This is a genomic window from Candidatus Marinarcus aquaticus (assembly GCF_004116335.1).
In the GTDB taxonomy this organism is placed as follows: domain Bacteria; phylum Campylobacterota; class Campylobacteria; order Campylobacterales; family Arcobacteraceae; genus Marinarcus; species Marinarcus aquaticus.
The window spans coordinates 337336-350655 of sequence record NZ_PDKN01000001.1 but is presented as its reverse complement, the minus strand read 5'-3'; the positions used below and the strand labels follow the sequence as shown (position 1 = coordinate 350655).

Genomic DNA, 13320 nt, shown 5'->3' with positions numbered 1-13320 from the left:
CTTTTAATCCTCTCTAGAAGTGATTTCTAATAGGTGGTAACCAAAATTTGTTCTTACTGGTCCATGAACTTCATTTAAAGCTTCATTAAAAACCACTTTGTCAAACTCAGGTACCATTTGACCTTGTGAAAACTTCCCTAAATCTCCACCTGCTTGTCCTGAAGGGCATTGAGAATACTCTTGTGCGATTGCGGCAAAATCTTCTCCATTTTGAATGCGTTGTTTTAATTCATTACATAACTCTTCGGAGTCTACAAGTAGGTGTCGTGCTGTTGCTGTTGCCATGTTGGTTCCTTTTTAATTTTTGTGCGTGATTGTAACATAAGTGCAGTTACATTAGCTTTACACTACTTCTCAAACACTCTGAAATATTTCCCTTTAATTTTGTTATTGGATAAACCTTCAAGTGCCTCTTTTATCACCTCTTTTTTTACCGCTACATAAGAGCAAAAATCAAAAGAGTCTATTTGACCGATTTGCTCTTTTTTCAAACCAACTCCGGCCGTTAACGCACCTAAAATATCCCCTTTTCTGAGTTTTTGTTTTTTTCCACCATTAATAAAAAGTGTTCTAAAAGGCGCATCAATGATAAAATCTTTCTCATTGGAGATGTTCTCAATACTCTCTTTTACAGTATGATCAAAAAATTCACTTAACTCTTGTGCATATGAGACTTCATTTTCACAAAATAAAGAGATGGAGAGTCCACCCTTTCCAGCTCGTGCTGTTCTTCCAATGCGATGGGTGTGCACCTTTTCATCTCGTGCTAAATCGTAATTAATCACCAAATCAATGTCATCAATATGCAAGCCTCGTGAAGCGACATCCGTTGCAATTAAGATCGGATAGGATTTATGAGCAAAAAGAGTGATGGTCTCATCTCTCTCTTTTTGCTCCAAATCCGAGTGCAGTGTTAAGACATCTAAGCCCATATTGTACAACTCATCGGCCACTTCATCACATTGTACTTTGGTGTTACAAAATATCAACGTACTTTGGGCTTCATGGTTTTGTATGAGTGCAGGAATAAACGCTGTTTTTTGATGTTCGTTCACTTCATAAAAGTATTGTTGAATAAAAGGTTTTTCCTCTTCTTCCACTTCAATAAATGAAGGGTTGTGCATCACTTCATTTGCTAAAGCTTGAATGTTCTCTTCATACGTTGCAGAAAAGAGCATCGTTTGTCGTTTTATTGGAAGCGCTTCAATCACTTTTTCAATATCTTCATAAAAACCCATGTCCAACATTTTATCGGCTTCATCTAAAACAAATTGTTTAATATGATTCAAATCAAGATTTTTTTCTTGAATATGTTTTAAAATTCTTCCAGGTGTTCCTACAACAATATGAGCACCATGATACAAAGATGCCACTTGTGGTTTAAAAGGTACGCCCCCACACAAAGTCAATACTTTAACATTGTGAATGTGTCGAGAACATTTTCGTATCTCATTGGCAATTTGATTCGCCAACTCTCGTGTGGGTGCTAATACAAGTGATTGAATGCGAAACTCTTTAACATTTAACGTATGTATAATGGGCAGTGAAAATGCAATGGTTTTCCCTGAACCTGTTTTGGCTTTTGCCACAATATCTTCACCCTGCAATGCTTTTGGCAAAGAACGTTCTTGAATAGGGGTTAAATGTGTAAGAGCCAATGAGTTCAAGTTACTTATTAATTCTTTTTCTAAATTTAGCTGATTAAATGTCAAGATAAATGTACCTTTTTTGTTATTTTTGTTATTATATACTCATATTATATCTTTAAAATCATAAAATGAGTGATTCAAAGGAGAAAACCATGTTATCTAAACTGTCCATAAAACAAAAACTGATTTTGATTATGTCCATACCCTTAATTATTATGATCCTGCTTGCAGGAAAATTGACCTACAACTCTTACCAGGATGCCCAAAGACTCCATCAACTTGAACATGTGGTTGTGTTGTCTACAAAAATTGGTGCACTGGTGCATGAGACGCAAAAAGAGCGAGGAATGACTGCGGGGTTCCTTGGAAGTAAAGGCACAAAGTTTACAACCGAACTGCCAAATCAAAGAGAAAACACCAATCAACGTCTTTCAGAATTAAAATTATTTTTAACTCAATTTGATGTTAATGAGTATTCATCTGAACTTGTCACCAACCTCAATAATGCATTGAGCGAACTGTCAAAACTGGAAAATATTCGTTCCAGTGTTACGAATTTAGATATTCAAACGGCCAATGCCATTGGTTATTATACCAAAACCAATGCACATTTGCTTGATCTTATCAGTACCATTTCCAAACTCTCTAACAGTGCACAAGTATCACAAGATATTTTGGCTTATATGAACTTTTTACTCTCTAAAGAGCGTGCAGGAATTGAACGAGCTGTGGGTACAAACACCTTTGCAAGAGACAATTTTGGTCCAGGTATGAAAGAGAAGTTTTTAAGTCTGATTGCACAACAAAATGCCTATATGGATGCCTTTTTAAAAGTGGCTCCCGATGCCTCTAAAGCCTTTTATGAAAAAACCGTACAGGGTGATTCAGTCAATGAAGTGAATCGTATGCGAGATATTGCATTATATCAAGGCAAAAAGGAAGGTTTTGGCATTGAGTCAGCTTATTGGTTTGGACAAATCACACAAAAAATCAATTTATTAAAAGAGGTAGAGAATTTCTTAGCCGATACACTGAAATCCACCATAACAAAACAAGAGAGTGTGGCCAATTTTGACTTGATTTTATTTGGGAGTTTAAGTGCTTTGGGTATTGGCATCACCTTGGTATTAGCTCGAACCATTGCCTTTACTATTTTGTTAGATGTGGATGTTGTAAAACGTGGATTGACGGATTTCTTTGCTTTTATCAATTATGAAAAAGAGGACATACATCTTGAAACCATTGATTCACAAGATGAATTGGGAATGATGTCGCGCATGATTAATGAAAACATCAATCGAACCAAAGAGTATATTCGTATGGACAAAGAGTTGATTAAAAACACCATTGAAGTAGCCAATAAGATCAACAAGGGGCATTTAGATACAAGAATTCATGGAGATTCAAACAATCCATCATTGAGTGAACTTAAAAACATCATCAACGAAATGTTACACACACTCAATGAAAACATGTCTAAAATCATGAAAGTTCTGAACCTCTACTCTAAACTTGATTTCAGACCAAAAATTGAAGCCAATGATTTAGAAGGGGTAATCAAAGAGCTTGAAAATGATGTCAATATTTTAGGCGAAGTCATCACAGAAACATTGGTTGAAAACAAACGAAGTGGTATGGTCTTAGGACAAAATGCACAGACCTTGACCAATAATATGGATAAAATTGCCAATGCTGCCAATGACCAAGCTGCACGTTTAGAAGAGACAGCGGCAAGTTTAGAAGAGATTACTTCCAATATTCAAAGCAATACACAAACCACCATTCAAATGGCACAATACGGAGAGCAAGTTAAACACTCTGTTTCAATGGGTGAAGAGTTGGCCAATAACACCGCACGTGCAATGGAAGATATCAATGAACAGACCACGGCGATTAATGAGGCTATTACCGTCATTGACCAAATTGCTTTCCAAACCAATATCCTATCACTTAACGCCGCCGTTGAAGCTGCCACTGCTGGAGAAGCAGGTAAAGGCTTTGCTGTGGTTGCGCAAGAAGTACGTAACCTCGCTTCACGAAGTGCGGAAGCAGCCAAAGAGATTAAAGAGCTTGTTGAAAATGCGCAACTTAAAACCACCGAAGGTAAAAAAATTGCAACGTCAATGATTGAAGGGTATAAAGACCTCAATGAAAATATCACAAACACCATTGATCTAATCGATAACGTTACGCATGCAAGTAAAGAGCAGTCTGCTGGTATGGTACAAATCAATGACGCCGTGAATACCTTGGATAAAATCACCCAAGAGAATGCAACACATGCAAGTGAAGCAGACTCAATTGCACGAAAAACATTAGAAATTTCAGAGATGATCATTGAGCATGCCAATGCCAAAGAGTTTGATGGTAAAGATGAAATTGTATTACGAAAACAGACCATCAACATGCAATATCAGGGGGAAGAAAAAAGAGACGTTGAAAAAAGAATTAAAGCTTTACATCAATCCACTCCAACACCAAAACCAACTCAAGTCAAAGCAACTGAAAATAAAAAAACAGAGACGCTGTACAAAGAGCCAAGTGTAAAAAAAGAGTACAAAGAAGAGTTGAAAAAAAAGACAGTAAACGTGGCTTCAAAACCTAAAACTGAACATGAAGATGAGTGGGAAAGTTTTTAGAATATAAAGAGATTTCTCTTTATATTCGTTTGAGATAAATCGAGACTGCTAAGATAATTAAAAAGACAACCCCTACTCCATAATACTTATACTCTTCTGCATGAGATAAAATAATGTTTCCCATAAAATAACTGGCATATCCCACTACCACGGACCAAAGAATCGTTGCTAAAATATTGAACAGCATAAATTTTTTAGCATCATATTTTGTTAATCCCATGGCTAGAGGGATGAGTGTTTTAATTCCATAAATATACTTTTGAACCACAATTACGTATGAGCCATATCGTCGCATCATCAAATGTGCTAAAGCGACTTTACGTCCATACTTTTTCATCATATCTTTGGCATAGGATTTATTGTTTCGTGCCAATAAAAAGAGAAATTGATCTCCTAAAAAGTTTGAACTTCCAGCCACTAAAATCGAGATGAAGATATTTAAATCACCTGCATATGACAATACTCCTGCCACTGCTAAGGCTAAAAAACCACCACCAAATGAGTATAAAAAAAGGATGATATATCCCCACTCTCGTATTAACTCTTCCACATCTCTCCTTTTATATTAAAAAATGCCAATGACTCCTCTTGGTCATCGTCTAAATCATTTGTATCAATTTCACCATTGACTATTTTTTTATTGATTTCATTAACAACAAAAGCTGTCATCTTCTCTTTGGCATCATCAATATCATCTAAAATCACAAAACCATTAAAGTGCATGCCGTTATCATAAAATACAAACGTACCTTCACAACTCGCTTCTAAAAAGACACTGATTTGACGATAATTAATATTAAAAGGAATGGCATGCCAACCTATGTTTTCTAATACTTTGTCTTCAAACACTTCAACACCATCGGTTTGATGGTCAAAATAACTCATTCTGCTTTGATTCAAATCGATGATTGTTTGCCATGCTCCAACAGGGATCAACGTACAACTGTTTGCATTGACTTGTGGTTTATAATTTTGTCCAAAACCATTGGCAATGATTTGAGGCAGATCGAACATTGAGTTGGATTCAATTTGTCCTTGAAAAACTAAGGGTCTCTTTTTTGATGTACTGTTTTTTTCTGAAACGGTTCCAAAAATATCTATTTCAAACTCTTTTTTTTCATTTATAAAATCTAAAATTTGAGAAATTTCAAAATTTATTTGCAAATCTTTTATGTTAATTTCTTTCATAAATTTTTCCTAAAATATTGAATTTAAGGGATTTTAGCGTAAATATTGTTAAAAATATATTGCTTAAAACTTAAATAGGACTAAAATTATCCGATTAGGTTAATTTAATTAGGAGTTTTTTTGTCCTGTTTTGTTATATTTTCATTATGTAAGTAACAACTTACTGAAGTAAACAGATATTCTGTTTATGATTTATTTGAATTATATCATACATTTTAAAAAAGAAGCAACGTACAAATCTCCCCCTCTTCTTCTCCTTGTACGTTGCTTTTTTTTATGCTCATTTTTTTATATCACTTATAGTATTATTATCTTAACTCATTAAAAAGGTGTCTCATGAAAGCACACAGAATTCTTCTTTCAACATTGATTCTTGCCTCTGCAGTTTTTGCTTCTTGGCAAGATATGGCAAAAGGTGTCATAGACTCACTGGGGTCTTCAAAAAGTAGCACTACAACTTCAAACAGTACGCAAGATGATTCAATGGTCTCTAAAGCACTTAAAGCTGCACTTGATCAAGGAGTAAACAGTGCAACCGCACAATTATCTAAAGAGAAGGGTTTTTTAAACAGCTCTGTTAAAATTCCTCTTCCTTCTGCCTTGCAAACACTCGAAAATACGATTCGAAAAGCGGGTGGCGGTCAATATGCGGATGAACTCATACACTCAATGAACAGTGCAGCAAGTAAATCTGTACCAAAAACGGTAGATATTTTTAAAACGGCCATTACCAATATGAGCATTGAAGATGCCACCACAATATTAAATGGTTCAAACACTGCAACCACAGATTACTTTCAAAGTAAGACTCAAAGCAGTCTGACCAAAGCGATTGCTCCAATTGTCCAAGAGAGCATGAAAAGCAGTCAAGTTGCCACATACTATAAAGCGTTTAATGACTTCTATCAAACTCAAGGAAAAGAGCTTGTGAAAAACTCAAGCATTCAAGGTTTTGCAAAAAGCTTTGGTGTGGATTCATATTTGCCTGGAAATTCTCAAGAGAGTTTAGAAGAATACATTACCGCTAAAACAATAGAGGGACTGTTCAGCTACATTGCAAAAGAAGAGAGTGCCATTCGCACCAACCCTCAAAAAAGAACCACAGAATTACTCAAAGAGGTGTTTGGGAAGTAGTTATCCCATTGAGTGTCCAAAGAAAGAACGAAATGCATTCTCTTTGGACATGCTGATATCAAAAAAAATATTTATTTTTTTCTCATTTTCATACGGATAAACATAACTGTGATCAAGCTCATTGACCAAGGCAAAAAAGAGCTCCCCTTTGGTATCTACAATAAACGTGTTTTTATTAAAATCATAGATATAAATAAGATGAACAATAAAGTCATCATCGATTTTATACGTTGCAAAAGTGTAGTTATCAATAATGAACTCTTTGATTAAATCCATGGATTGTGCATGGATTTTACTTCTGAAAAAGCTTTTAAACGTGCCGTAAGGCTCGCCATTCCAAATTGAGTCTGTATCCAAACGAATGTGTTCTATAAAGATGTCTCTGTTTTTAATCGTATAGGCATCTAAAGCGTATGGATCGTGCCGTGTTTTAAAGTCAAAATTCTCTAAAGGGTAACTGAACATGTCATTTGAGTCTATTTGAAATTTGAGTTCATTTTGATCAAAGTTAAAAATAGGCAAAGAGGCTTTAGCCAGTTTTTTAAGCAGTTTTTTAAAAAAATTCATGCACTTCATCCTACGTAATATCATTAAGAGTAATATAAAGTGCATTATATCTATTTTGCTTTAAGATTAAGAGTAATTGGCTTTATAACGTTTTCAAAATTATTGGGTATAATCAATGTGTTATAAATGTAACAAAAAAAACAAATTGGAGTTTTCTATGAATAATGAAAATATACTCGTAGCTTTAGATGCTTCACAAACCAGTATTGACGTACTTAAGCGTGCTGTTCAATTATCAAAAATCAAAAAATATAAATTGACACTGCTTCATGTGGTCAATCAGTCCATGTTTGAAAATTTTTTTCCACAAATGCAAAAAGAGAATATAACACAATCAATTTATCACAGACTCGCTTCGATGTTAGAGGAGGCAAATGCAAGTGAACTTGAATATTCAATTGAAATTAAAGAAGGCAACACCGCAGAAACAATTCTTGAAATGGCATCAAACATCAACGCATGCTTGATTGTTTTAGGGGCGAACTCAAAAGATGATTTCACAGATAAACAATTGGGTTCAACGGCATATAAAGTTGCTAAAAAAAGTGTTTGTCCTATACTGTTTATAAAAAACTTTTGTGATAAACCGTATGAACAGATTTTAGGTTTTACTGACTTAACCGATACATCGAGAAAAACAATGCAGTTTTCAAAAGCTTTCTTTGATTTTGCAAAGATTAAATTGGTGCATGCGTATAAACAACTGACCGATTTTGCAATCACGTTTTACAATGCCAATCACGATAAAGAGACAGCACGAAAACAGGTCAAAGAACAAGCACAAAAAGTTTTTGAAACGTTTAGAAATGAGGTAGACATTGAGGCATATGAACTGCTGGAATCATTTTATAATATCAATGACGTGTTACTTGAAATCTCTAAAAAAGAGAATGCCAAGTTAGTGATTTTAAGCTCACAGGGTATTGGTGGTGTCTCATCGGTACTTAATGGCTCTGTTTCTGTTTATTTACTGGAAACACTTGAAAGTGACGTTTTCTTCCACATCGCTTAAAATAAGTAAAGAGTTTTTCTCTTTACTTATTGAAACATTTCGCTCTCTTTATTAAAGAAATTCTTAAAAATATTCAATCGCACCAGACTTTGGTTATACGCTTGATTAAAACGTGTTTTGTTAATGTAGTTTGAAACATAGTTTTTATCAAACTGTTGAATGAGTTCTAAAGAGAGTTGCCCTTTATAATCTATGATAAACGTATCACTTAATGCTTGATATTGATGTATGAAACTGACATAACTTGAACCATTGACTTCATACGTCGTAAACTCATAGTTGGCAAAACTTTGACTCTCCACTTTTTTAAAACTTTTTAACTTCAGATGGCTTTGAAACTCATAAGTAAAAAAACCCATGGCAAGGCCGTTGTACTTGCAGTCATTGTCTAAACTGATGTGCTCTAAGAAAAGTGCTCCATAGTTTTTTGTGTTATCCTCTAAAGTGTATGAAAAATTGGTGCATACATCATGTGTATAGACTCGTTTTGGGTGTTCTAAAGCGATGTTATAAGTGCTTTGTGTGTCTGTTTTAAAATGCAGGGTTTGAGTTTGACTGTGATAATTGTATGATTGTGCCGTACAGGCAGTGAAAAAAAACAGTAAAAACGTTAATAAAAGAGTTCTCATGATAAATCCTTTGAGTCTTTTACCCTATTATAGCTATTTTTTAAAAGGAATTTTACCTTTTTTCACATCTTTTTCTTTTTTTACTAAATATAGAAAACCTACCGTAAAAAGGGCAAGTATTGCTATGTTAATTTCAAAAATCAACGCGCTTCTCCTAAAAATTTTTGGGTATTGTACTAAAAAATCTTTCATATAAGATAAAACTATTGCATTATGTAATAAAATATAGGTAACACTTTTTTAAGACAAAAGGAAAAAAACATGAAGATCCTCAAAGAAGAATTCTCGCGGCATAATATTGTTAATAACCTGGCGAAATATGAAACGTACTACCAAATCAGTTTGGGGAAAATGATCAGTGATACCCAACTGGATGTCAATGCCCAAGTCGATATAAAATCTGCCTTGGCTTCGATTTATCAAATGCTCAAAGAGATAAAAGACATGCCTGATTTAAAACGTATTTATGAAATGGAGCTTTTAAAACAAGCTTCAATGGATGCCGTGCAACACTTTGTTAATGAAAACATGGACAGCGTAAAATCGGGGAAAATTCAAGTGGAACCCATCATCAATCAAATCAATGACAACGAGTTCTTCAATCAAGGGATGAAAGACGTCGTAAAATCAAACCTCATTACTCAAATGCACAAATGGAATGAGATTGTTACTGATGAGTTGGCGAACTCAATCAGTCAAGAGATTTTACAAATGGAAGCAAACAGAGTTTAATAAAACTACAACTGCTTTAACAATTTAATATAGTCTTCTCTTGGAATCTCTTTGGCTCCAAGTGAAGCTAAATGTTCATTATAGACTTGGCAATCAATGAGTTTGATGCCATTTTGTTTGGCTTGTTGACACAAATAGTATAAAGCCACTTTGGAAGCGTCTCGCTCTTTGGCAAACATGCTCTCACCACAAAAAACATTGCCTATAAGCAATCCGTATAATCCACCAACTAATTCATCTTCCAAATAACACTCAATGGAAAATGCAAAGCCTAATTCAAAGAGTTGTGTGTAGGCAATAATAAACTCTTCACTTATCCACGTTTCAGCTTCATGTTTTCTTTTGATGTTAGCACAAGAACGAATCACCTCTTCAAAGCGTTCATTAGACTTTACAACGTAGCCTTTATTGTTGATAACCCTTTGTAAGCTCTTGGAAACTTTCATTTGCTCAGGATATAAGACCATACGTTTTTTAGGACAGAACCAATGAATGTAGTTGTAGTCATCTATAAACCAAGGGAAGATTCCATTTTCATAGGCATTGATAACTCTTTGAGGATGAAAATCACCACCAATAGCAACCAAGTCATCGTTCATCATCTCTAAAGTAGGGAAATCAAAATTATCGTTATTGAGTAAGTATATTTTATGTTCAGGGTCAAGTAGTTCCATGGTGAAATAGTATCGAAATATTTTGAAAGGTTGAGTTATATGGATAATATCTTGAAAAGTTACCGCTTATCGCTTGACTTTCTTTTTCTGAATAAAAATTTTCATTTCAGATATTATATCCATCTAAATTATAGACTTCTTTTGATTTCTAATCAACTAATCTAATACTCTTTTCATCTTTTGGAAAAATAATCCCCTCTGTTGTCATTAGTGGAATATTTTCTGGTATACATACAAAATCTCTTTTAGGTATATTATAATAACTAGTATATGTTTTATCAAGGTTTATAATACAATCCTTGTTTTTCAAATCTTCAATTTCTCTACATTTATCAGCAATAATATTTGATATATTATAAACATATTTAAATATATCAATACCAAGCTCATATACTTTACCATCTATTGAAATTTTTGGTAAATTTGTAAGTTCATCAACTTTATCAATAATATCATTTTCAATAAATTCACAGATTAATTCTATTTGTTTTTGAACATATTTTTTACTACCATTATTGTCAATAAAATTTTTTATAGATTTAGCAAAATCCTTCATAGAAATTATTAAATGTATACCACTTTGATAAATTCCCCACTCTTCAAACTCTACAAACATTGAATATTCTTCAATATCCTCTATATGATGAAAATAATTTCTTATTATCTTTAAAATAACAAATTCTGGTATATGATTAATTTTACAATTAAATTTATCTCTTAACTTATCCCCAACAGAATGTAAGTTTTCTAAATATGTCATAAAAGTAGTTAAATTTTTTTTCTCTGAATATTCAACTTTTAATAAAATTGCTTCACTTTCAAAATATCTATCAATAAACCTATTAGTTTCCATATTTTTCCTTTTGTATGACTATATCAAATTTTATTAAAAAATTTCTAAAAGATTATAAGTTAGAAAAAGTATTAGTTATATGAAGATTCAAGGCGGAAGGGAAATTTATGAAAGGAGTTTACTCGTCGTAAATGACTGAGTAAATTTTCCTTTCAACGAAGAAGGTTTATGTAAATAATACTTTTACAATGCCTTGCTAGTGATACGAGTAAGACGTTGTGCAAACGACACTGCGTCAGTGATTTCCATCCCTTCAGAAAGCTTCGCTTGGTCTAACAACACCCACGAAACATCATCAATCATCGCATCATCTGCACAACCATTGAGTTTCTTCACAATATCATGTTCAGGGTTGATTTCTAAAATTGGTGCAGATTCTGGCATGCTTTGTCCCATTGCTCTCATCATTTGCATCATTTGAGCCATTTGTGCATCGCCTGCATCTTTCACCACACAAGATGGAGATTCAGAGAGTCGGTTTGTAATTCGTACATCACTTACCGCTTCACCTAAAATATCTTTGATTTTAGTGGTGATTGATTCAAACTTCTCTTCAACCTCTTTTTTCTCTTCTTCACTTTGCTCTACTTTTGGCGCTTCACAAGAAGTGATGTCTTTGAACTCCCACTCTTGGTATGCCCCATACATTGGCGTGATGATTTCATCAATCTCTTTGTCATCTAAAATAAGAACTTCAATCTCATTTTTCTTATACGCTTCTAAAAGTGGTGAGTTTCGAAGTACTTTTTCATTTTCACCAATGATATAATAAATCGCTTTTTGTTCACTGTCAGCATTCTCTTTATATTTTGCCAATGAGGTCATTTCACCCAATTCAGTCTTAGATGATTTAAATCGAATCAGCTCTAAAAGTGCCTCTTTGTTTGTAAAGTCTTGGTAAGCACCCTCTTTTAATGGTCGGTTATACTGCTCAATAAACTCTTTGTACTTCTCTTCATCTTTAGAAAGCTTTTTAATCTCAGCTAAGATTTTCTTCACAGAGCTTTGTTTAATGTTGGCTAAGATTCTGTTTTCTTGTAAAATCTCTCTTGAAACGTTCAGTGGTAAATCTTCAGAGTCAATGATCCCTCGTACAAATCTTAAGTAGGTAGGAAGTAACTCTTTTTCATCATCGGTTATAAATACTCTTTTAACATAGAGTTTCACTCCAGGTTGATAGTCTGCTCGGTACATGTCCATTGGTGCCGTTTTTGGTACATAGAAAAGTGTGGTGTACTCACTCACCCCTTCAGCTTTTGTATGGATTGTAAGCATTGGGTCTTGTGAATCATGAGAGATAGATTTATAAAAATCGTTGTACTCCTCTTTTTTGAGTTTCGCTTTTGGCTGAGTCCAAAGAGCGGTTGCTTCATTGATTTTCTCGTGTCGTTTTTCCGTTGTTTTTTTAGGCTCTTTTCCTGCTTTTTTATCTTCTTCGCTTAACTCTTCCGTTACTTCTTCACTGTAGTTCAAGAAAATTGGATAGGCAATGTGGTTTGAGTATTTAGCGATGATGTTTTTAATTCGGTGTTTGCTGACAAACTCACTTCCCTCTTCATCTTTGAGTTTGATATAGATAATCGTACCAATATCCTCTTTTGTACAAGGTCCCAAGTCAAACTCACCTGTTCCAGTACTTGACCATTTGTATGCAGTCTCTTCGCCTGCTTTTTTTGAAATCACATCCACATTGCTTGCAACCATAAATACAGAGTAAAACCCAACCCCAAACTGTCCAATAAGGTTTGAGTCTTTTTTTGCATCTCCTGTTAAGTTATCAATAAATGATTTTGTTCCTGATTTTGCAATGGTACCAATCGAAGCGATTAAATCCTCTTCGTTCATACCAATACCGTTATCTCGGATGGTAATAGAGTTGTCTGCTTCATCAAAAGCGATGTTGATCTCTCCACTCCAATCTTCTGGAAGTGCCGCTTTAATTTTGTCGTCGGTCAGTTTTAAATAGTTCAGTTTATCAATCGCATCACTTGCATTTGATACAAGTTCCCGTATAAAAATCTCTTTGTTTGAATACAACGAGTGCGTCATTAAGTGTAAAAGTTGTCCAACTTCTGTTTGAAATTGATGTTTGGCCATAAATTTCTCCTATTATTTTTTTTAATTGTGTGGTAAAATTTTATCACAACTTTATAAAACTTGGCTAAAGTTTTTTAAAATTTTAGCACTTTTAATATTACAGTGCTAATTTAAGAAAAGAATAGCAGTTTTTAGTTAGAATAGAA

Annotated in this window: 12 protein-coding genes and 1 pseudogene; 4 read left to right on the top strand and 9 right to left on the bottom strand. The window is 34.0% G+C overall.

Annotated features, from left to right (window positions below):
* Window positions 1-3: 3 nt before the first annotated feature.
* Window positions 4-285 (bottom strand): peptidylprolyl isomerase, encoded by a 282-nt coding sequence (locus CRV04_RS01785; protein ID WP_128994905.1) that lies wholly within the window; start codon window positions 283-285, stop codon window positions 4-6.
* A gap of 62 nt (window positions 286-347) precedes the next feature.
* Entirely contained in the window at window positions 348-1712 is a 1365-nt protein-coding gene (gene dbpA, locus CRV04_RS01780; protein WP_128994904.1) for an ATP-dependent RNA helicase DbpA, read from the bottom strand.
* Window positions 1713-1801: 89 nt separating this feature from the next.
* Between dbpA and CRV04_RS01775 the strand changes: the two are divergent.
* Window positions 1802-4021 (top strand): annotated as a pseudogene (locus CRV04_RS01775) (methyl-accepting chemotaxis protein); the annotation flags it as partial.
* A gap of 286 nt (window positions 4022-4307) precedes the next feature.
* On the opposite strand, the gene CRV04_RS01770 reads toward CRV04_RS01775, so the two are convergent.
* Window positions 4308-4838 carry a DedA family protein gene (locus tag CRV04_RS01770; RefSeq protein ID WP_128994902.1) on the bottom strand — a complete coding sequence of 177 codons (531 nt, stop codon included), beginning with the start codon at window positions 4836-4838 and terminating at the stop codon, window positions 4308-4310.
* Entirely contained in the window at window positions 4826-5476 is a 651-nt protein-coding gene (locus CRV04_RS01765) for a hypothetical protein (RefSeq protein ID WP_128994901.1), read from the bottom strand. The genes CRV04_RS01770 and CRV04_RS01765 overlap by 13 nt, the downstream gene beginning before the upstream one ends.
* 336 nt (window positions 5477-5812) lie before the next feature.
* Between CRV04_RS01765 and CRV04_RS01760 the strand changes: the two genes are divergently transcribed.
* Complete coding sequence (locus tag CRV04_RS01760; RefSeq protein ID WP_128994900.1) at window positions 5813-6610, top strand: DUF4197 domain-containing protein; 798 nt, start codon at window positions 5813-5815, stop codon at window positions 6608-6610.
* On the opposite strand, the gene CRV04_RS01755 is transcribed toward CRV04_RS01760, so the two are convergent.
* Window positions 6611-7177 carry a hypothetical protein gene (locus CRV04_RS01755; protein WP_128994899.1) on the bottom strand — a complete coding sequence of 189 codons (567 nt, stop codon included), beginning with the start codon at window positions 7175-7177 and terminating at the stop codon, window positions 6611-6613.
* A gap of 157 nt (window positions 7178-7334) precedes the next feature.
* Between CRV04_RS01755 and CRV04_RS01750 the strand changes: the two genes are divergently transcribed.
* Window positions 7335-8189: a universal stress protein gene (locus CRV04_RS01750; protein ID WP_164969094.1), complete on the top strand. Its 855-nt coding sequence runs from the start codon at window positions 7335-7337 to the stop codon at window positions 8187-8189.
* 26 nt (window positions 8190-8215) lie between these two features.
* Here CRV04_RS01750 and CRV04_RS01745 read toward each other — a convergent pair whose 3' ends face one another.
* Entirely contained in the window at window positions 8216-8818 is a 603-nt protein-coding gene (locus CRV04_RS01745) for a hypothetical protein (RefSeq protein WP_128994897.1), read from the bottom strand.
* Between the two features lie 261 nt (window positions 8819-9079).
* On the opposite strand from CRV04_RS01745, the gene CRV04_RS01740 reads away from it, so the two are divergent.
* A complete protein-coding gene (locus CRV04_RS01740; RefSeq protein ID WP_128994896.1) occupies window positions 9080-9550 on the top strand; it encodes a hypothetical protein in 471 nt (156 codons plus the stop codon).
* Between the two features lie 5 nt (window positions 9551-9555).
* Here CRV04_RS01740 and aat read toward each other — a convergent pair whose 3' ends face one another.
* The 3 genes from aat to htpG all read right to left on the bottom strand — a co-directional run bounded on the left by aat (window position 9556) and on the right by htpG (window position 13174).
* Window positions 9556-10224, bottom strand: coding sequence for a leucyl/phenylalanyl-tRNA--protein transferase (gene aat / locus CRV04_RS01735; RefSeq protein WP_128994895.1), 669 nt, complete (start codon window positions 10222-10224; stop codon window positions 9556-9558).
* A 148-nt stretch (window positions 10225-10372) separates the two neighbouring features.
* Entirely contained in the window at window positions 10373-11077 is a 705-nt protein-coding gene (locus tag CRV04_RS01730; protein ID WP_128994894.1) for a hypothetical protein, read from the bottom strand.
* Between the two features lie 183 nt (window positions 11078-11260).
* On the bottom strand, window positions 11261-13174 hold the full coding sequence (gene htpG / locus CRV04_RS01725) for a molecular chaperone HtpG (protein ID WP_128994893.1): 1914 nt from the start codon (window positions 13172-13174) through the stop codon (window positions 11261-11263).
* Window positions 13175-13320: the final 146 nt, after the last annotated feature.